Origin of the sequence: Mycobacterium sp. Root135 (assembly GCF_001426545.1) — a bacterium.
Taxonomy (GTDB): Bacteria; Actinomycetota; Actinomycetes; order Mycobacteriales; family Mycobacteriaceae; genus Mycobacterium.
In genome coordinates, this window is record NZ_LMEZ01000009.1 from 395,496 (window position 1) to 414,842 (window position 19,347).

Below are 19,347 nucleotides of genomic sequence, written 5' to 3' on the forward strand. Positions count from 1 at the left end.
GAGTTCTCCGAGCTGTATTCGGCCGGTTGTTCAACTCAGTAAACCATGTAGGGCAAATTCAACTCGGTGACGCAACCTCGTGTCCACCAACCAGTAGGTTGACCTAGTAAACCTACTCATCTACCTTCGGAGCTATCGCATCATCGCGCGAAGTGCTCGATCACACCACGTCAAAGGAGATGTCCATGGCCGAAGCCGTCATCGTAGAAGCGGTCCGATCACCAGTCGGAAAGCGCAACGGCGGGCTCTCCGGCGTTCACCCCGGTGAGCTGTCGGCGCAGGTCCTCAACGGCCTGGTCCAGCGGGCCGGGGTCGACCCGGCTCTCGTCGACGACGTCATCTGGGGCTGCGTCATGCAGGCGGGCGAGCAGGCGCTCGACATCGCCAGGACCGCCGTGCTGACGGCCGGCTGGCCCGAGACCGTTCCCGGCGTGACCGTCGACCGGCAATGCGGGTCCAGCCAGCAGTCGGTGCACTTCGCCGCCGCGGGCGTCGTCGCAGGGCACTACGACATCGTCGTCGCCGGCGGCGTCGAGTCGATGTCGCGCACCCCGATGGGCGCCTCGCTGGCCAACGGCGGCCATCCCTACCCCGATGCGTTCCGCGCCCGCTACACCCAGACCCCGAACCAGGGCGTCGGCGCCGAGATGATCGCCGAGCAGTGGGGCTTCGACCGCACCGCACTCGACCAGTTCTCCCTCGGATCACACGAAAAGGCGGCCACCGCGCAGGATTCCGGTGCGTTCGACGATCAGATCGTGGCGATCAAGGACCAGGACGGGAACACCGTCCTTAAGGACGAGGGCATTCGGCGCGGCGGCACCATCGAGAAGATGGCAGGAATCAAGCCGGCGTTCAAGGAAGACGGAGTCATCCACGCGGGCAACGCTTCCCAGATCTCCGACGGCTCGGCAGCGCTGCTGTTCATGTCGGCCGAGAAGGCCAAGGAACTGGGCCTCAAACCGCTGGCCAAGGTGCACACCGCCGTGCTGGCGGGCGCCGACCCGGTCATCATGCTCACCGCCCCGATCCCGGCCACGCAGAAGGCGCTCAAGCGCTCGGGCCTGTCGGTCGACCAGATCGGCGTCTTCGAGGTGAACGAGGCGTTCGCGCCGGTTCCGCTCGCCTGGCTCAAAGACATTGGGGCCGACGAGAAGCGGCTGAACCCCAATGGCGGCGCCATCGCGCTTGGTCACCCCCTCGGCGGTTCCGGTGCGCGGATCATGACGACGATGCTCTACCACATGCGGGACAACGGAATTCAGTACGGCCTGCAGACCATGTGCGAAGGTGGCGGCCAGGCCAACGCGACGATTCTCGAGCTGCTGTGAGCGAAGGCGCGACGGATGTCCCCGCTACTCTCTCTGAGCGGCGCGGGAACGTCCTGCTCGTCACGCTGAACCGGCCCGAGGCGCGCAACGCCGTGAACGCCGCCGTCAGCACCGGGCTCGGCGATGCGCTTCACGTGGCCCAGCACGACCCCGACGTCCGCGCGGTCGTCGTCACCGGTGCCGGCCAGTCGTTCTGCGCCGGAGCCGATCTCAAGGCAATCTCGCGGCGGGAGAACATCTTTCACCCCGAGCACGCCGAGTGGGGGTTCGCCGGGTTCGTGCAACACGTCGTCGACAAGCCGGTCATCGCCGCGGTGAACGGCACCGCGCTCGGCGGCGGCACCGAGCTGGCGTTGGCCAGTGACCTCGTCGTCGCCGAGGAGCGCACCACGTTCGGTCTGCCAGAAGTCAAGCGCGGCTTGATCGCAGCGGCGGGCGGGGTGTTCCGCATCGTCGAGCAGCTGCCGCGCAAGGTCGCGATGGAACTGATGTTCACCGGTGAGCCGATGTCCGCCGCCGACGCACTGAAGTGGGGTCTGGTCAACCAGGTGGTACCCGACGGCACCGTCGTCGACGCCGCCCTTGCCCTCGCAGAGCGCATCACCGTCAACGCTCCGCTCGCCGTGTGGGCGACCAAGCGGGTGGCCGCCGGGATCGACGACGGCGTCATCACCGGCGACGAAGCCGGCTGGACCAGGACCATGCGCGAGATGGGCACGGTCTTGCGGTCGCAGGACGCCAGGGAAGGGCCACTGGCATTCGCCGAGAAGAGACAGCCCGTATGGCAAGCAAAGTAGGAGAAACACGATGAAGCGGTTGATCTTCCAGGAAGAACACGAGCAGTTGCGGGCGACGGCACGCCAGTTCCTCGAGAAGGAATGTGCGCCATACGCCGAGAAGTGGGACAGCGAGCGCATCGTCGACAGGGACGCCTACGTCGCCGCGGGCAAGTACGGGCTGATCGGGTTCAACCTGCCCGAGAAGTTCGGTGGCGGTGGCGTCGACGACTTCCGGTTCAACGCGGTCATCGTCGAGGAGTTCACCAAGTACGGCCTCCCGTCGCCCGGCCTGAGCCTGCAGAACGACATCGTCGGCCCGTACTTCGCCAACCTCGCCACCGAGGAACAGCAGGAGCGGTGGCTGCCGGGGTACATCACCGGTGAGCTCATCGGTGCGGTCGCCATGACCGAGCCGGGTGCGGGCAGCGACCTGGCGGGCATCAAGACCACCGCGGTTCGCGACGGGGACGACTGGATCCTCAACGGCTCCAAGACCTTCATCTCCGCGGGCATCAACTCCGACCTCGTCGTCGTGGTAGCGCGGACCGATCCCGACGCCGGTCACAAGGGCTTCTCGCTGCTCGTCGTCGAACGCGGCATGGAGGGCTTCACCCGCGGTCGCAAGCTCGACAAGATGGGTCAGCACTTCGCGGACACGGCGGAGCTGAACTTCGAGAACGTGCGCGTTCCGAATGCGAACCTGCTTGGCAAGGAGGGTCGCGGCTTCTATCACCTGATGACCAACTTGCCGTCCGAGCGACTGTCGATCGCGATTGCCGGTGTCGCCGGTGCCCGCGCAACGTTCAACGACACGCTGGCATACGTCAAGGACCGCAAGGCCTTTGGTCAGCCGATCGGCAGCTTTCAGCACAACAAGTTCGTCATGGCCGAGATGGACACCGAGCTGGAGATCGCCGAGTCGTACATCGACAGGTGCCTGCAGGCCATCGTCGACGGCGAGCTGACGGCCGTCGAGGCGTCCAAGGCCAAGTGGTGGTGCACCGAGCTGGGCAAGCGCGTCGTCGACCACTGCGTGCAACTGCACGGTGGCTACGGCTACATGAACGAGTACAAGGTGGCCCGCGACTACGTCGACGTCCGCATCCAGACCATCTACGGCGGCACCACGGAAATCATGAAGGAGATCATCGGCAAGGATCTCGGCCTCTAACCACCCCAAGACAACTTCGGCGCGTTTCCGTTCAATGGTGAACGGAAACGCGCCGAAGTCGCGTCAAGCGGGTGGGGTCAGCCGGCGGCCGGTGCGGGGGCCGGTTCGGCTGCCTCGGTCGACGTGGGGGTGCTGGTCGGGGTCAGCGGCTTGCCCGTGCCGTTGAACGACGTCGTCGGGGTGACGGGCTCCGGCGGGGAGTTCGGATCGAGGACCGTGTCCAAGATGTAGATCCTGGCGTTGGCGGCCTGGATGCCACCGCAGATCACCTTGGCGGTGTCGTTGACCTTGATGTCGCCGTCCTTGCCGGTGACCTTGACCTCGGCGCCCTCCTGAGTGGGACGCTGGCCGGCCACGTCACCGGGGCCGAGCAGGCCGAGGAACGCGTGGTAGTAGTCCAGCTTGCTCAGCGCGGTCGGGTCGGCCTTGATGGCCTCGAGCGCGGCGGGATCGAGCTTGGCGAAGGCGTCGTTGTTCGGCGCGAACACCACGTACGGGCCGTTCTCCAGAACGGGCACGACGTTGACGGCGGGGTTCAGTCCACCGTTGACCGCCGAGGTGAAGGTGCTCAGCGACGGGATCGCGGCGAGCACCTGACCGACGGGGAGCTTGGCGAGGCTCTCCTTGGTGGCACCACTCGGCGCCAGCTCGGCGCGGACCGGATCGCAGTTGCCCTGCCAGTCCGGCAGGGGCTTGGCGTCGGCGGTCGCCGTCGGCGGCGGATCTGCCTGCGCGTTGATCGCCAACGGCAACGACACGGCGATCGCGGCGACTGCGGCGGACATTCCAATGGCTCGGCTGGTGCGAGTCTTCACTATTTCGGCTCCTCGACGTGTGTGATCGCGCCGCCTTAGAGCCCGACTCTCGTGGCGACGCCAACCGAAGCGTAAGGGCTCAGATCACGAATCGGCAAAGTCAGAGTCCGGCGCGACCGGCTCCGAAGCCGTGCTGACCTGCTGTTTCCGCACGCTGAGACAAAGTAGTGCGGCCACGGCACACAGCCCGGAAGCGAGGTAGAACGCCAGGTCGTAGTCGCCCCGCAGATCGCGCAGCCACCCGGCGCCCGCGGCGGCGACTGCAGCCCCCAGTTGGTGGGAGGCGAACACCCAGCCGAATACCACCGGTGTGCGCGCCCCGAAGTAGCGGCGACACAGCACGATGGTCGGCGGCACCGTCGCCACCCAGTCCAGCCCGTAGAAGATGACGAACACCCACGTGCTCGGCTCGGCGTGCGGATAAAGCAGCGACGGCAGGAGCAGCAGCGAGATGCCCCGGCCCAGGTAGTAGACGACGAGCAGCAGTCGCGGATCCACGCGGTCGGTCAGCCACCCGGAGAAGATCGTTCCCGCGACGTCGAGGATGCCGATCGTCGCGAGCAGCCCGGCGGCCACGGTGGTCGGCATGCCGTGGTCGTTTGCGGCCGGGATGAAGTGGGTGCCGATGAGGCCGTTCGTCGTCATTCCGCAGATGGCGAAGCTGCCGGCGAGCAGCCAGAATGCCGGTACCCGCAGCCCGATCCGCAATCCGTCGAACGCCGCGCGGAAGCTGCCCGTCGGCACGACCGCAGGCACGTCCTCGGTTGCCCCGTAAGCAAGGAGCCCGACGTCGCGCGGGTAGTGCCTCATGAAGACCAGCACCAAAGGCACGACGCTCAGTGCCGCGGCAGCCACGATGATCGACGCCCACCGCCAACCGTGGCGGGTGGTCACCTCGGCGACGACCGGCAGGAAGATCAGCTGCCCGGTCGCACTCGCCGCGGTGAGGACACCGGTGACCAGGCCGCGCCGATGCTCGAACCAGCGCGTCGCGACGGTCGCCACGAAGCCCATCGAGATGGACCCGGTTCCCACGCCGACCAGCACGCCCCACAGCAGCACCAGCTGCCAACTCGTCGTCATCGTCACCGACAGCGCCGATCCCGCCGAGACCAGGAGCAGGGCCACCGTCAGGACCGGCCGGACGCCGAAGCGGTCCATCAGCGCGGCGGCGAACGGGGCGGTCAGCCCGAACAGCGTCATGTTGACCGACATCGCCAACCCGACCGTGCCGTGCGACCAGCCGAACTCGTGGTGCAGCGGGTTCATCATCACGCCGGGCACCGAACGGAAGCCCGCGGCGCCCAGGATGGCGACGAAGCTGACCGCGGCGATCACCCAGGCCCAATGCAGGCGGGGTCCACGTTCGACGTCGGGTTTGGCGATTGTCACCAGGACACGATGGCGTCCACCGACAGAATCCGCCAGTGGCATGAATGACACGACTCGTCAAGAACGTGCCAAACTCGAAGGATGCACCGCGTCGCCGTCCTGCTCCTCGCGCCCGTCGTCGGCTTCGACGCGGCGATTGCGCCCCTGCTGTTCGGTGAGGCCGCCGACGACGACGGTCAACCGCTATACGACGTCGTCGTATGCGGCCTCGACACCGACCCGGTCGCGTCGATCCACGGCTTCGGCATGGTTCCCGCCGCCGGTCCGGAAGCGCTGGCGACCGCCGACACCGTCGTCGTCCCCGGCACGAAGTTCCCCTCGGCACGCGAACACGGCGTCTTGACCCCTGCCGCGCGCGCCGCGTTCGACTCGATTCGGCCGGGGACCCGCATGGTGTCCATCTGCACAGGCGCCTTCGTCTTGGCGGCGGCCGGACTCCTCGACGGTCGGCGCGCCACCACGCACTGGAAGTACGCCCCCGATCTGCGCCGCCTGTTTCCGAAGGTGGCCCTCGACGAAAACGTCCTCTTCGTCGACGACGGCGACGTGCTGACCTCTGCCGGGTTGGCGGCGGGAATCGACCTGTGCCTCCACGTGATTCGCTCCGACCACGGCGCGCAGGTCGCCAACGCCGTGGCCCGGCACTGCGTCGTGCCACCGTGGCGCGAGGGTGGCCAGGCGCAGTTCATCGACCGGCACCTGCCGGTGCAGGACGACGCGGCCACCGCGGCGACGCGGGCGTGGGCGTTGGCGAACCTCGGCGAGGACCTGACCGTCGAGCAGCTGGCCAGGCACGCCCACATGAGCCCGCGCACCTTCAACCGCCGCTTCCGCGAAGAGACCGGTCAGGCGCCGGGAGCATGGATCCGCAACCGGCGGGTCGACCACGCCCGCGAGCTTCTGGAGTCCGGTGACCTGACAGTCGACGAGGTCGCGCGCCTCGCCGGCCTGGGAACCGGCGGCAATCTGCGCCACCAGCTGCGCCGCGGGCTGGGGATGTCACCGTCGAGTTATCGCAAGGTGTTCCAGGGCGCCTGAACCGCCGCGGCTAGGATTTCGGCCATGCCAAAGCCGCTGATCCTCACCGTCAACGGCCATGCGCCGAACCTGCACCCGCAATCGTGGGTGGCGCCGAATGCCACGGTCGTCGGTCACGTGACGGCGGGCCCGAAGGCGAGCATCTGGTACGGCGCGGTCCTGCGGGCCGAGTTCGAACCGATCGAGATCGGTGAGGGCTCCAACCTGCAGGACAACGTGACGGTCCACGTCGACCCCGGGTTTCCGGCCACCATCGGCGCCGGGGTCAGCGTCGGCCACAACGCCGTTCTGCACGGCTGCACCATCGAGGACGGCTGCCTGATCGGGATGGGCGCGGTGGTCCTGAACGGAGCCCGGATCGGCGCAGGCTCGCTGGTCGCCGCGGGCGCGGTGGTCGGCCAGGGCGCGGTAATCCCGCCCGGCTCGTTGGTCGCCGGCGTGCCCGGCAAGGTCAAGCGCGAGCTCAGCGCCGACGAGGTCGCACACAATCGCCTCAACGCGCAGGTCTACGAGCATTTGAGTGACGTCCACCGCACTGCGGTGGAATAGCATTTGCGCGGGTACCTACCTACGGTGAAACCCATGCGCACACTCGTCACCGGGGCGACCGGCTACATCGGTTCGCGACTCGTCGCCGCCCTGCTCGGCGAGGGGCACGAGGTGGTCGTGGCCAGCCGCAGTCCCGAGCGCCTCGGGGACTTCGGTTGGATCGACGACGTCACACCGGTGATGCTCGACGCCGCCGACTCGGAGTCTGCGGCCAGCGCCTTCGGTGTCGCCGGGCCGGTCGACGTCGCCTACTACCTGGTGCACGGCATCGGCCAACCCGGCTACCGCGAGGCCGACAACGCCGCGGCCGCCACCTTCGCGCACGCCGCGAAGGACGCTGGGGTGAAGCGCATCGTCTACCTTGGCGGCTTCGTGCCCGAGGGGGACGGTCTGTCCGAGCACCTTGCCGGCCGCGCCGAAGTCGCCGAGGAGCTGACCGTCGACGGCGGTCCGGAGGTGGTGTGGCTGGGCGCCGCCATCATCATCGGCGCCGGGTCGACCTCGTTCGAGATGCTGCGCGCCGTCGGGGACCGCTTCCTGCTGATCCCCATGCCGCCGTGGGCCAACAATCCGCTTGACCCGATCTCGATCAGCGACGTGCTGTACTACCTCGTCGCGGCGGCGGACTCCGAGCGGGTTCCGCCCGGGTCCTACGACATCAAGGGTCCTGAGACCACGACCTACGGCGACCTGCTGCTCACCTACGCGCGGGTATCCGGGTTGTGGCGCAGCGGGGTGCCCGTGCCCGACGTCAACATGGACTTGGTGTCGCAGGTGGCCGCGCTGTTCGTCCCGGTGCCGCACGCGCTGGCCGCGGATCTCGTTCAGTCCCTTGACTATCCGATGACGGCGTCCAACGACGGGCTGACGGGGTTGGTGCCCGATCCGCCGGGCGGCCAGGTCGGCATCGAGGACTCGATCCGGTTGTCGCTGTCGAGTCACCGTCGACGGCCCGTCGACCGACTGGCCGATCCGCACCACCTCGCCGACACCGATCCCGACTGGGCAGGCGGCGACGTCAGCCGAATCCGCAGCCTCGCGTCGATGGTCACGCCGTCGGTCGCACATCCCGCACTCGGCTTGCTCTGCGCCATCCCCGGGCCCGTCGCCGGCTGGGTGCGAACCGGCCTGGACACCGTGATTGGACTCGCCCCGAAGGGATTGTCGTGATCGGTTTCTTCTCCGACATCGGTGCGATTGCGGCGACACCGGCCGCACCTCACGACGAGCCGCCGACCCTGGTCCGACGGCGCCGCGTCGTCGTGGCCGTCGTGCTGGTCATCGGCGCGTCGCTGCTCGGGACCTCGTTGCGCACGACGCCGGGCGAGACCGCGTTCTACGTGTTGACGCTGGCCCTGGCGGGAGTGTGGGCCGTCGGCGCCCGGCTGTCGGGGCCGCTGCACCTCGGCTGCGTGACGTTCCGCGGCAAGCTCCGCCGCCCGGTCTTCACCGGTGCGGGCGTCGGCATAGCGCTTGGCTTGGTGTTCATCGTCGGCGGGTTGGTGTGCCGTGAGATCGGTCCGGTGCGCGAGTACATCGTCGCGGTCCTGGAGTACGCCAACTACGGCTCGCTGTGGTTGGTCGTGCTGATCACCGTGATCAACGGTGTCGCCGAGGAGATGTTCTTCCGAGGGGCGTTGTACAGCTCGCTCGGCCGGTTCCATCCCGAGATCGTCTCCACCGTCGTCTACGCGCTGGCGGTGTCGGCGGCTGGCAACCCGATGCTGGGCTTCGCGGGCATCATCCTCGGCGCGGTGTGCGCCTACGAACGCCGAATCACCGGCGGAGTGCTCGCGCCCATGCTGACCCACTTCTTCTGGGGTCTGGTCATGGTGCTCGCACTGCCACCGATGTTCGGCGTCTGACGCAGCTATCCGAGCGGGTTCTCGATCTCGTCGCGGGGCATCTTGGCCGCCACGATCGCGATCCCTGCGAGTACGACCGGTACCACGCCTGCGGCGACGAAGATCGTCTCCATCGGCACCACCTTCGACAGCGGGCCCGCGATCGCGAACGACACGGGTATGAACGCCAGCGAGACGAAGAAGTCCAGGCTCGACACCCGGCCCAGCATCTCCCTGGGCACCCGCCGCTGCAGAAGGGTTCCCCAGATCACGCTGCCCGCACCGTCGGTGAGGCCGACGACGAACGTCGCCAGCGCCATCAGCGGGAACGACGACGTCGCTCCGACGATCACCAGCGGCAGCGAGCCCGCACCCCACATCACCATCATCACCGTCAGGTAGCGGCGCGGCAGCCGGCCCGACGACACCGCCAGCGCACCGATCGCGCTGCCAATCCCGAAGGCAGCCAGGATGAAGCCGTACATCCGCGCGCCGTCGGCGAACCGGTTCTGCGCAATGAAGGGCAGCAGCACTTCGATCGGACCGAGAACGACCAGCACGAACACGCTGGCGAACAGCACCGTCCACAGCAGCCACGGGGTGCGCACCATGAAGCGGACCCCGTCGCGCATATCGCGCAGCACGTGCGTGCGTTCCCGATCGCCGCTCGTGGCAACGGGTTTGGGCGGCCGGGTGGCGACGAGCAGGATCAGGCCGACCGCGAAGAGTGCGGCCACGGTGAACGCCCCAAGGGCGGGAAACGTCACGCCGACCAGGACGCCTGCCACCGCCGGTCCGACGGCGCGCTGGAACACCGGCCGCACGACGCCCTCGACACCGTTGGCTGCCAGCAGCTGGTCAGCCGGCAGGATCCGAGGCAGCATGGCGCTATAGGCCGGGAAGAAGAACGCCGCGGCGATGCCGAGGGCGCCGGCGGCGACGGCCATCTGCCAAATCCGCAGCAGCCCAAGTGAACTCAGCGTGGCGGCGGTCAGGACGACGGCGGTGTTGACCGCCTCGACGGCGATGATGATGCTGCGCTGGTTGAGTCGGTCGGCCGCGATGCCGCCGATGAGGACGAACGCGACCAGGCCGGTGCCAAGGCACGTGGCCACCAGGGACAGCGACGCGGGATCGTTGTCGAGGGCGATCACCTGCATCGCCATCACGACGGCCCACATGCCCTCGGCGAAGATTGAGATGGACAGTGCGCCGATCAGCAGGCGGTACTCACGAAACCGGAACGGTGCGAGCACGCGCCAGCCACCGGTGCCCGGCTGGTCGAGGTCTACGTGCGTACTCACGCACATGATGGTGGCCGACCGACCCCTGCCGAGTCGAATGGTTATCGCGTCGGCTCGTCCTTGGGGGTCGGGCATCACCCAGTCTGAAAGTCGTTATCGCCGGTGATATCGCTGAGGCGGTGATATCGCCGGTGATAGAGACTTCGTGAGTGGGTCCCCGCCCGGAGCGGCGCTCGTCAGTCGTCGGTGAAGGTGGCCGCTCGGCGCTGCTGAAACGCCCTGGCGCCCTCGCGGAAGTCGTGCGACGACAGCAGTGTCAACTGCCCCTCGGTCTCGCGGTCGAGCGCACCCTCGAGCTCGGTCAGCGTGGCGGCGTTGACGGCGGCCTTGGTCTTGCGGAGAGCGACCGCCGGCCCTGACTTCAGCTTCTCGATCACCGCGTTCGCCTCGGCCTCCAAGTCGTCGGCGTGATGTACCGAGCTCACCAGACCCGCGGCGAAAGCGTCTGCGGCGGAAAGGCGTTCGGCCAGCATCGCCATCCGCATCGCCCGGGCCCGGCCGATCGAGGCGGCAACGAGAGCGGAGGCGCCGCCGTCGGGCATGAGCCCAATCTTGGTGAACGCCAACAGGAAGTAGGCCTTTTCGGAGGCCAGGACCACGTCGGCCGCGATCGCCAACGACACTCCGACTCCGGCGGCGGGGCCCTGCACCACGGAGACCACGGGCTTCGGCAGCGCGACGATGGCGCGGACGGCGCGGTTGGCGGCCGCCAGCGTGTCGGCCCCGTCGGCGATGGGGTTGGACTGATCCTCGACGCTCAGGCCGGCGCCGGAGCTGAAGCCGCGTCCCTCGCCGCCGAGGCGGACGACCCGCACCGCCGGATCGGTGGCCGCGCGCTCCATCGTGTCGGCGATGGTTTCGAGCATGGCGGCCGTCAGCGAGTTGAGGCTGTCGGGCCGGTTGAGCGTCACCGCGAGGACCCCGTCGTGCAGGTTCACGGTGAGATCGTCGATGCCGGTGTAGGACTCGGGATTGGTCATGCTCGCCTCTGGTTGAGCGAGCGCGAGGCCCGCGATCGGTCGACTTGGTTATACAAGTAAGCTATGTCGCGGTCAACTGGGTCGAACTGCTGGAGGGTGTCAACGATGACTGGACCACTGCACGGATTGAGGGTCGTCGAGCTCGCGGGCATCGGCCCGGGGCCGCATGCGGCGATGATCCTTGGCGATCTCGGCGCCGACGTGGTGCGCGTCGAACGACCGGGCAAGGGTGGCGGGGTGCCCGTTGGCGGCCGTGACTCGATGCTTCGCAACCGCCGTTCGGTCGCCGCCGACCTGAAGAGCGACGACGGCCGTGAACTGGTGTTGCGGCTGATCGCGAAGGCCGACGTGCTGATCGAGGGCTACCGCCCCGGGGTGACCGAACGCCTCGGCCTCGGCCCGGAGGATTGCGCCAAGGTCAACGAACGACTGATCTACGGCCGCATGACGGGCTGGGGTCAGACCGGGCCGCGCGCGCAGCAGGCCGGCCACGACATCAACTACATCTCGCTCAACGGCGTGCTGCACGCGATCGGCCGCAAGGGCGAGCGGCCCGTGCCGCCCCTGAATCTCGCCGGTGACTTCGGCGGCGGGTCGATGTTCCTGATCGTCGGCATCCTCTCCGCACTGTGGGAACGGCAGACCTCCGGCAAGGGCCAGGTCGTCGACGCCGCGATGGTCGACGGCTCCAGCGTGCTGGCGCAGATGATGTGGAGCTTCCGAGCCGGCGGCATGTGGAGCGACGAACGCGGCGTCAACATGCTCGACACCGGGGCGCCGTTCTACGACACCTACGAAACCGCCGACGGCAAGTACGTCGCCGTCGGAGCGATCGAGCCGCAGTTCTACGCGCAGCTGCTCGAGGGGCTCGGGCTGGCCGACGCCGACCTGCCCAACCAGCACGACGCCTCGCGCGCCGAGGAGTTGCGGGCGACGTTCACCGAGGCGTTCCTGCGCCACGATCGGGATCACTGGGCGTCGGTGTTCAACGGCACCGACGCGTGTGTCACCCCCGTCCTGAGCTTCGGCGAGGTGGAGACCGAGCCGCACATCACCGAACGCGGAACCTTCTTTCAGGACGGCGACAACCTCGAGCCGGCACCCGCGCCGCGCTTCTCCCGCAGCGTGCCGCCGACGCCCACCCCGCCCGGCGAGAAGGGTGCGGACACCGACGCCGTCCTGAGGGACTGGGTATAGTCCCAACCAACCAGTCGGTTGAATCAACGAAGGGAATCGATCAGTGCAGATCAAGGATTCGGTAGCGGTCGTCACGGGTGGTGCGTCGGGCTTGGGCCTGGCGACCGTCAAGCGACTGCTGGACGCCGGCGGCAGTGTCGTGGTCATCGACCTCAAGGGTGAGGAAGTGGTCGCCGAACTGGGGGAGCGCGCCAAGTTCGTCGCCGCGAACGTCACCGACGAGGACGCGGTGGCCAAGGCGCTCGACGTCGCCGAGTCGATGGGTCCGCTGCGCATCAACGTCAACTGCGCCGGCATCGGCAACGCGGTCAAGACGGTGAGCAAGAACGGCCCGTTCCCGCTCGACGGATTCCGCAAGGTCGTCGAGGTCAACCTGATCGGCACTTTCAACGTGATCCGGTTGGCCGCCGAGCGGATCGCCAAGACCGAACCCCTGGGTGAGGAGCGCGGTGTCATCGTCAACACCGCGTCGGTGGCGGCATTCGACGGTCAGATCGGTCAGGCCGCGTACTCGGCGTCCAAGGGTGGTGTGGTCGGGATGACCCTGCCGATCGCCCGCGACCTGTCCCGCGAACTGATCCGGGTCTGCACCATCGCCCCCGGTCTGTTCAAGACCCCGCTGCTGGGTTCGCTGCCCGAGGAGGCTCAGCGTTCGCTCGGTCAGCAGGTTCCGCATCCCGCGCGGCTCGGCGATCCCGACGAGTACGGCGCGCTCGCGCAGCACATCGTGGAGAACCCGATGCTCAACGGAGAGGTGATCCGGTTGGACGGGGCCATCCGGATGGCTCCGAGATGAGCGCTTGCGCGAAGAGCAGAGGGCGCAGCTGATGACGATCACGACGAAGTTCACCGAGGTCTTCGGTGTCGAGCACCCGATCGCCCAGGGTGGCATGCAATGGGTCGGCCGCGCGGAACTCGTTGCTGCCGTTGCCAATGCGGGCGGTTTGGGGTTCATCACCGCGCTGACGCAGCCCACCCCGGCGGACTTGGCACGCGAGATCGCCAAGACCCGGGAGCTGACCGACAAGCCGTTCGGGGTGAACCTGACCATTCTCCCGTCGATCACCCCGCCGCCGTATGACGAGTACCGCCAGGTCATCGTCGACGAGGGCGTCAAGATCGTCGAGACTGCCGGGTCCAACCCGGCGCCGCACCTGCCGATGTTCCACGACAACGGGATCAAGGTGCTGCACAAGTGCACCTCGGTGCGGCACGCGGTCAAGGCCCAAGCCAGGTCATCGTCGACGAGGGCGTCAAGATCGTCGAGACTGCCGGGTCCAACCCGGCGCCGCACCTGCCGATGTTCCACGACAACGGGATCAAGGTGCTGCACAAGTGCACCTCGGTGCGGCACGCGGTCAAGGCCCAAGGCCTCGGCGTCGACGGCATCAGCATCGACGGGTTCGAGTGCGCCGGTCATCCCGGTGAGGACGACGTGCCCGGGCTGGTGCTGATTCCGGCGGCGGCCAAGCAAATCGAGATTCCGATGATCGCCTCGGGCGGCTTCGGGGACGCTCGCGGTCTGGTGGCGGCGTTGGCGCTGGGTGCGGACGGGGTCAACATGGGCACGCGGTTCATGTGCACGGTCGAGTCCTGCATTCACCAGAACGTGAAGGATGCGATCGTCGCCGGCGACGAGCGTGGCACCGAATTGATCTTCCGCAGCCTGCACAACACGGCCCGCGTCGCGAGCAACGTGGTCTCGCGGGAAGTGGTGGAGATCCTCAAGGGCGGTGGCCAGTTCGAGGACGTCAAGGATCTGGTGGCCGGGGTGCGCGGTCGCAAGGTGTTCGAGGACGGCGACATCGACGCGGGCATCTGGACCGCGGGCACCGTGATGGGATTGATCGACGACATCCCGACGTGCGCGGAGTTGATCTCCCGCATCGTCTCAGAAGCCGAGGACGTCATCACCGCGCGACTGGGCGGCATGGTGTCCGCACCCGTCGCGGTCACTGCCTGACCCCTAGACGCACAAGAGCCGCCGACCAGTGGTCGGCGGCTCTTCGTGTGTCTGTGTGGCGGGGCGTCTAGACGGCCTCGGCGAGATCCGGGAACTGCTCGGCAGTCACTCCCTCGATGAGGAAGTCCCCGTGATACAGGGCCTCGAAGTCAACCTTGATGACGTTGGCGTTGCTCTCGTCGATCCACATGTACTGAACAGTAACTTCGGTGATTGAGAGAACTCTGAGGCCAGATTCTGAAATTGGTGGCAATTGTTACTGGGAAGTAGGTTCGGGGCTGTCGCGGCATGACCGAGAACGCGAGAAGCCGCCGACGAGTACGTCGGCGGCTTCTTGCACGCCATTGGCATACCGCAGCCGCGTCGGCATCCGAAGGTGCGCGCGACCGGTCTGCTCGTCGTCGAACGCGGGTGAAACCCGCGGTCGGTCAGACGGCTTGGGCTAGGTCGGGGAACTGCTCGGAGCAGTCACCCTCGACGAGGAAGTCCCCGTGATAGAAGGCTTCGAAGTCAACCTTGATGACATCTGCGCTGGTGTCGTCGATCCACATGTACTGGACAGTAACCATCACTATTAAGAGTTCTTTGAGTCACGATTCGGAAAACCCTGGCAATTGTTACCTCGAAGTAGGGTTCTAGGGCGTCGGAGTGCTCAGGTGGAGCGGGTTGACGCCGTTCAGCAGCACCCAGGTCGCGACGGCCGCGGCCACTGCGACCAGGAACAACGGGATCGTGACGGCGCCCGGCCACCGCGGCCGGCCGAACACCCGCGCGTCCACGGAGTAGCCGCCGGCGCCCACGAAGAGCAGGGCCGCTGCGGCAAACGCCACCAGGAACGGCACGTTGAAGGGATCCGACCACACGGCGGCGGCCGACACGTTGACCGCCCAGGCGTCGATCATCGCCGCGAGAATGCCGCACGCAGCCAACGGGGTCAGCAGGCCCAGCAGCAAGGCCGCCCCGCCGGCGATCTCGGTGGCCGTCACCAAGTAGGCGGCGAACGTCGGCGACCTCCAGCCCCCGCGTTCCATGAACTGGACGGTGCTTGGGAAGTCGAGCGCCTTGAGGACGCCGCCTTGGACCATCGTCGCGCCGACGGAGAGCCGAAGGAGGAGAACGCCGAGGTCGTGCAGGGCGGAGGGGTTCGAGGTGCGCCGTTTGATCACGTCGGTCGTCGCCATGGCGACCACCTTAAGGGGGCATTGAACGATCCGCCCCGCTCCGTCGTGCCATGAAGAGAGAGGCGTTGACCGCTCCAAGTTAACGTTGATAAGTTAACGCCGCTACTACCGGAAGGGGCGGACGTGCTGCACCGAATCGCACAGGCGGCCATCGCCGCGCCCAGACGCATACTGATCGGCGCCGCGCTGGTCATGGTCGCCGCCGCGATCTTCGGCATCCCCGTCGCCAAGAGCCTTTCGGCAGGCGGCTTCCAGGACCCGAACGCCGAATCGTCTCAAGCCGGCCGACTGCTCACCGACAAGTTCGGCCAAGGCGACATGCAGATGCTGCTCACAGTGACCGCGCCCGACGGCATCAGGAGCCCGCAGGCCACCAGGGTGGCCGACGACGTCCTGGCACGACTGAAGCAGTCGCCGCACGTCGCCGACGTCACCTCCGCGTGGACCGTCCCCCCAGCCGCCGCCAAGGAACTCACCAGCACGGACGGCACCTCCGGCCTGATCGTCGCCGGCATCACCGGCGGCGAGAACGACGCCCAGAAATACGCCAGCGACCTGTCCGACGCCGTCACCCAGGACCGCGACGGCGTCACCGTGCGCTCCGGCGGCCTCGCCATCGTCAACGCCCAGATCACCTCGCAGACCGAACGCGATCTGCTGCTGATGGAATCGATCGCCATCCCGCTGAGCTTCCTCGTGCTGGTGTGGGTCTTCGGCGGGCTGGTCGCGGCCGCCCTGCCCATGATCGTCGGCGGCCTGGCGATCGTCGGGTCGATGTCGGTGCTGCGGCTCATCACGCTCGGCACCGACGTGTCGATATTCGCCCTCAACCTCTCGACCGCACTCGGGCTGGCGCTGGCCATCGACTACACGCTGCTGATCCTGAGCCGCTACCGCGACGAACTCGCCGACGGGGTGCCGCGCGACAAGGCGCTGATCCGCACCATGTCGACCGCTGGCCGCACGGTGTTGTTCTCCGCCACCACGGTCGCGCTCTCCATGGCCGCGATGCTGATGTTCCCCATGTACTTCCTGAAGTCCTTCGCCTACGCAGGCGTCGCCACGGTCGCGTTCGCGGCCGCCGCAGCAGTGATCGTCACACCCGCGGCGATCTGGCTGCTCGGCGACCGGCTCGACGGCCTCGACGTGCGCCGGCCGCTGCGACGGCTCACCCGTCGAGACGAGCCCGCCCCGAAACCCGTCGACCAGATCTTCTGGTACCGCTCCACCAAGGCGGTCATGCGCAACGCGATCCCCATCGGCCTGGCCGTCGTCGTGGTGCTGTTGGCGCTCGGCGCACCGTTCCTCAGCGTTCGGTGGGGTTTCCCCGACGACCGGGTGCTGCCGTCCTCGGCGTCCGCGCACCAGGTAGGCGACCAACTCCGCGACGACTTCGCCGACGACTCGTCCACCGCGGTGACCGTCGTCATCCCCGACGCCGACGGTCTGTCACCGAGCGCGTTCGGACGGTACGCCGCCGACCTGTCGAGGGTCTCCGACGTGACCTCGGTGTCCGCCCCGGTGGGGACGTTCGTCGGCGGCGCACGGGTCGGACCGCCGTCCGCCCCGACGGGAGTGGCCGACGGCAGCGCCTACCTCACCGTCGACGGCACCGCCCCACTGTTCTCCGACGCCTCCGAGGCGCAACTCGACCAACTGCACGGCGTGGCAGGACCGGACGGCCGCGGTGTCGTCCTTGGCGGAGTCGCCCAGATCAACCGCGACAGCGTCGAGGCGATCACCACGCGGCTGCCATGGGTTCTCGGCCTCATCGCGGTCATTACGTTCGGGCTGTTGTTCCTGCTCACCGGCAGCGTCCTCCTGCCGATCAAAGCCGTTCTGCTGAACGTGCTTTCGCTGACCGCAGCCTTCGGCGCCCTGGTGTGGATCTTCCAGGACGGTCATCTGAACGCACTGGGGACGACGCCGACCGGGACGCTGGTTGCCAACATGCCGGTGCTGCTGTTCTGCATCGCATTCGGCCTGTCGATGGACTACGAGGTGTTCCTCGTGGCCCGTATCCGGGAGTACTGGCTCGGGCTCAGGGCCAACGGCGATGCGACACCGTCGGGTCTGCGGGCCATCCACGCGGCGCGGGCCGACAACGACGAGGCGGTCGCCCTCGGCCTGGCCCGCACCGGCCGAGTGATCACGGCGGCTGCCCTGGTGATGTCTATATCGTTCGCCGCCCTGATCGCCGCCGAAGTGTCGTTCATGCGGATGTTCGGCGTCGGCCTCACGCTGGCCGTCCTCGTCGACGCCACGCTCGTCCGGATGGTGCTGGTGCCCGCCTTCATGCACGCGCTTGGCGGCTGGAACTGGTGGGCACCCAAGCCGCTCGTCTGGCTGCACCAACGGATCGGCATCAGCGAATCCGGTCCCGAACCCGACCACCCGATTCGGCCGACGACGGACCTGGGCATGGTCGCCTCGGCGGACAACCGCTGACATGACGGTCAAGCCGCTCAAGCGTCGCCGGGCGGCGCGGGGATCCGGGGACCATCTCCGCGAGGAAATTCTCGACGCCGCGACCGGCCTGCTGCTGGAGACGGGCCACGCCAAGGCGGTGTCCATCCGCTCCGTCGCACAACGTGTCGGTGTCACGTCGCCGTCGATCTATCTGCACTTCGCCGACAAGGACGCGCTTCTGGATGCGGTGTGCGCCAGGTACTTCGAGGCACTCGACCAGGTGATGCAGCAGGTCGCCGTCGACCAACCGACGACCGTCGACCGGTTGCGCGCACAAGGGCTGGCCTACGTCCGCTTCGCCATGGCGAACCCCGAGCTGTATCGCATCGCCACGATGGGTGAGGGCAGGCCGGGCAGCGACGTGGACGTGACCCTCAACAGCTCGGCGTTCGTGCACATGAGGGCGTCGGTGGAGTCGCTGATGGCCGAGGGCGTCTATCCGGCGGGTGATCCCACCATGGCCGCACTCGAATTGTGGACGGTGGCGCATGGTGTTGCCGCCCTTGCCATCTCGCGGCCCTACCTTCCGTTCGGTGACGTCGAGGCGTTCGCCGACCGGGTGATGCGATCCGCGTGCTGCGGGCACATCGTGACGGGAATGCTTGGACTGGACGTGCCGCCGATGGAGGCGGTCACGAAGATCAAGGGACTGGTGACCTGATGGGTGATTACGGCGGGCAGGAGCGAAGCGACCGGGGGATTGGTGGAGTGGACAATCCGTTCTTCGCCCGGCTGTGGTCGAACATGTCGACCCGCGAGCCGGAGTCGGTCCGACGGCTGCGGCGCGAGAACCTGGTCGGGCTTTCCGGTCGGGTGCTCGAGGTGGGGGCCGGCACCGGAACCAACTTCGAGCTGTATCCGGCGACGGTCACCGAGGTGGTCGCCATCGAGCCGGAGCGGCGGCTCGCGGAGATCGCCAGGCGGGCCGCCGCGTCGACGTCGGTACCGGTCACGGTCACCACCGACACCGTCGAGGAGTTCGCGACCGACGAGCCGTTCGACGCCGTCGTCTGCTCGCTGGTGTTGTGTTCGGTCGACGACCCCGACGACGTTCTGCGCCAAGTCTTCTCGCTGTTGCGTCCCGGCGGCGAGCTGCGGTTCTTCGAGCACGTCGCCAGCGGCGGGCCGCGCGCGGCGCTACAGAAGCTGGCCGACGCGACCATCTGGCCACGGCTGCTTGGCAACTGCCACACCCACCGCGACACCGAACGGTCGATCGTCGGTGCGGGCTTCGAGGTGCGCGAGGTGCGCCACGAGTGGGTCATGCCGGCGTGGGTGCCGATGCCGGTGTCGGAAGCCGCCGTCGGCCGTGCGGTACGGCCCGCGTAGCGGTC

General features: G+C 67.8%; 20 protein-coding genes and 1 pseudogene. 14 read left to right on the forward strand and 7 right to left on the reverse strand.

What is annotated here, in order from left to right:
• Window positions 1-185 precede the first annotated feature (185 nt).
• From ASD37_RS27630 to ASD37_RS27640, 3 genes are read left to right on the forward strand one after another with little or no spacing between them, the layout of a single operon-like run.
• Window positions 186-1,331, forward strand: coding sequence for a thiolase family protein (locus tag ASD37_RS27630; protein ID WP_056560019.1), 1,146 nt, complete (start codon window positions 186-188; stop codon window positions 1,329-1,331).
• Entirely contained in the window at window positions 1,328-2,128 is an 801-nt protein-coding gene (locus ASD37_RS27635; RefSeq protein ID WP_056559373.1) for a crotonase/enoyl-CoA hydratase family protein, read from the forward strand. The genes ASD37_RS27630 and ASD37_RS27635 overlap by 4 nt, the downstream gene beginning before the upstream one ends.
• 10 nt (window positions 2,129-2,138) lie before the next feature.
• Window positions 2,139-3,281, forward strand: coding sequence for an acyl-CoA dehydrogenase family protein (locus ASD37_RS27640; protein ID WP_056559377.1), 1,143 nt, complete (start codon window positions 2,139-2,141; stop codon window positions 3,279-3,281).
• 77 nt (window positions 3,282-3,358) lie between these two features.
• Here the strand turns inward: ASD37_RS27640 and ASD37_RS27645 are convergent, their stop codons facing one another.
• Both ASD37_RS27645 and ASD37_RS27650 read right to left on the reverse strand, forming a co-directional pair.
• Window positions 3,359-4,096 (reverse strand): fasciclin domain-containing protein, encoded by a 738-nt coding sequence (locus ASD37_RS27645; protein ID WP_056559380.1) that lies wholly within the window; start codon window positions 4,094-4,096, stop codon window positions 3,359-3,361.
• A gap of 84 nt (window positions 4,097-4,180) precedes the next feature.
• Window positions 4,181-5,530 (reverse strand): MFS transporter, encoded by a 1,350-nt coding sequence (locus ASD37_RS27650; RefSeq protein ID WP_082570455.1) that lies wholly within the window; start codon window positions 5,528-5,530, stop codon window positions 4,181-4,183.
• 39 nt (window positions 5,531-5,569) lie between these two features.
• Here ASD37_RS27650 and ASD37_RS27655 point away from each other — a divergent pair, with 39 nt between their 5' ends.
• Genes ASD37_RS27655 through ASD37_RS27670 form a run of 4 tightly spaced genes read left to right on the forward strand, consistent with a single transcriptional unit; the run spans window position 5,570 to window position 8,940 of the window.
• Window positions 5,570-6,526, forward strand: a complete 957-nt coding sequence (locus tag ASD37_RS27655; RefSeq protein WP_056559383.1) for a GlxA family transcriptional regulator — start codon at window positions 5,570-5,572, stop codon at window positions 6,524-6,526.
• Between the two features lie 24 nt (window positions 6,527-6,550).
• On the forward strand, window positions 6,551-7,075 hold the full coding sequence (locus ASD37_RS27660) for a gamma carbonic anhydrase family protein (protein ID WP_056559386.1): 525 nt from the start codon (window positions 6,551-6,553) through the stop codon (window positions 7,073-7,075).
• 24 nt (window positions 7,076-7,099) lie between these two features.
• Window positions 7,100-8,245, forward strand: a complete 1,146-nt coding sequence (locus ASD37_RS27665; protein ID WP_156721136.1) for an NAD(P)H-binding protein — start codon at window positions 7,100-7,102, stop codon at window positions 8,243-8,245.
• On the forward strand, window positions 8,245-8,940 hold the full coding sequence (locus ASD37_RS27670) for a lysostaphin resistance A-like protein (protein ID WP_370073099.1): 696 nt from the start codon (window positions 8,245-8,247) through the stop codon (window positions 8,938-8,940). Before ASD37_RS27665 ends, ASD37_RS27670 begins: the two co-directional genes overlap by 1 nt.
• 5 nt (window positions 8,941-8,945) lie before the next feature.
• Here the strand turns inward: ASD37_RS27670 and tet(V) are convergent, their stop codons facing one another.
• Together tet(V) and ASD37_RS27680 are read right to left on the reverse strand one after the other, a co-directional pair.
• Window positions 8,946-10,223, reverse strand: a complete 1,278-nt coding sequence (tet(V), locus tag ASD37_RS27675) for a tetracycline efflux MFS transporter Tet(V) (protein WP_056560023.1) — start codon at window positions 10,221-10,223, stop codon at window positions 8,946-8,948.
• A gap of 176 nt (window positions 10,224-10,399) precedes the next feature.
• A complete protein-coding gene (locus tag ASD37_RS27680; RefSeq protein WP_056559395.1) occupies window positions 10,400-11,203 on the reverse strand; it encodes an enoyl-CoA hydratase in 804 nt (267 codons plus the stop codon).
• A 105-nt stretch (window positions 11,204-11,308) separates the two neighbouring features.
• On the opposite strand from ASD37_RS27680, the gene ASD37_RS27685 reads away from it, so the two are divergent.
• The 4 genes and pseudogenes from ASD37_RS27685 to ASD37_RS32570 all read left to right on the forward strand — a co-directional run bounded on the left by ASD37_RS27685 (window position 11,309) and on the right by ASD37_RS32570 (window position 14,363).
• Window positions 11,309-12,400, forward strand: coding sequence for a CaiB/BaiF CoA-transferase family protein (locus ASD37_RS27685; RefSeq protein WP_056559398.1), 1,092 nt, complete (start codon window positions 11,309-11,311; stop codon window positions 12,398-12,400).
• Between the two features lie 43 nt (window positions 12,401-12,443).
• Window positions 12,444-13,196, forward strand: a complete 753-nt coding sequence (locus ASD37_RS27690; RefSeq protein ID WP_056559401.1) for a 3-hydroxyacyl-CoA dehydrogenase — start codon at window positions 12,444-12,446, stop codon at window positions 13,194-13,196.
• Window positions 13,197-13,227: 31 nt separating this feature from the next.
• A pseudogene (locus ASD37_RS32795) lies at window positions 13,228-13,632 on the forward strand (NAD(P)H-dependent flavin oxidoreductase); the annotation flags it as partial.
• Window positions 13,596-14,363 carry a nitronate monooxygenase family protein gene (locus ASD37_RS32570; protein WP_304438730.1) on the forward strand — a complete coding sequence of 256 codons (768 nt, stop codon included), beginning with the start codon at window positions 13,596-13,598 and terminating at the stop codon, window positions 14,361-14,363. The pseudogene ASD37_RS32795 and the gene ASD37_RS32570, both read left to right, overlap by 37 nt.
• 67 nt (window positions 14,364-14,430) lie before the next feature.
• On the opposite strand, the gene ASD37_RS32575 is transcribed toward ASD37_RS32570, so the two are convergent.
• The 3 genes from ASD37_RS32575 to ASD37_RS27700 all read right to left on the reverse strand — a co-directional run bounded on the left by ASD37_RS32575 (window position 14,431) and on the right by ASD37_RS27700 (window position 15,544).
• Window positions 14,431-14,553: a hypothetical protein gene (locus tag ASD37_RS32575; RefSeq protein ID WP_255354949.1), complete on the reverse strand. Its 123-nt coding sequence runs from the start codon at window positions 14,551-14,553 to the stop codon at window positions 14,431-14,433.
• Window positions 14,554-14,791: 238 nt separating this feature from the next.
• A complete protein-coding gene (locus tag ASD37_RS32580) occupies window positions 14,792-14,914 on the reverse strand; it encodes a hypothetical protein (RefSeq protein WP_142271112.1) in 123 nt (40 codons plus the stop codon).
• A gap of 84 nt (window positions 14,915-14,998) precedes the next feature.
• Window positions 14,999-15,544: a DoxX family protein gene (locus ASD37_RS27700; RefSeq protein ID WP_056560025.1), complete on the reverse strand. Its 546-nt coding sequence runs from the start codon at window positions 15,542-15,544 to the stop codon at window positions 14,999-15,001.
• Between the two features lie 123 nt (window positions 15,545-15,667).
• Here ASD37_RS27700 and ASD37_RS27705 point away from each other — a divergent pair, with 123 nt between their 5' ends.
• Genes ASD37_RS27705 through ASD37_RS27715 form a run of 3 tightly spaced genes read left to right on the forward strand, consistent with a single transcriptional unit; the run spans window position 15,668 to window position 19,342 of the window.
• The gene (locus tag ASD37_RS27705) at window positions 15,668-17,992 is read left to right on the forward strand and encodes an MMPL family transporter (protein ID WP_056559404.1); all 2,325 of its coding nucleotides are present in this window, start codon (window positions 15,668-15,670) and stop codon (window positions 17,990-17,992) included.
• A 1-nt stretch (window position 17,993) separates the two neighbouring features.
• Window positions 17,994-18,674 (forward strand): TetR/AcrR family transcriptional regulator, encoded by a 681-nt coding sequence (locus tag ASD37_RS27710; protein ID WP_056559406.1) that lies wholly within the window; start codon window positions 17,994-17,996, stop codon window positions 18,672-18,674.
• A complete protein-coding gene (locus ASD37_RS27715; protein WP_056559409.1) occupies window positions 18,674-19,342 on the forward strand; it encodes a bifunctional 2-polyprenyl-6-hydroxyphenol methylase/3-demethylubiquinol 3-O-methyltransferase UbiG in 669 nt (222 codons plus the stop codon). The genes ASD37_RS27710 and ASD37_RS27715 overlap by 1 nt, the downstream gene beginning before the upstream one ends.
• Window positions 19,343-19,347: the final 5 nt, after the last annotated feature.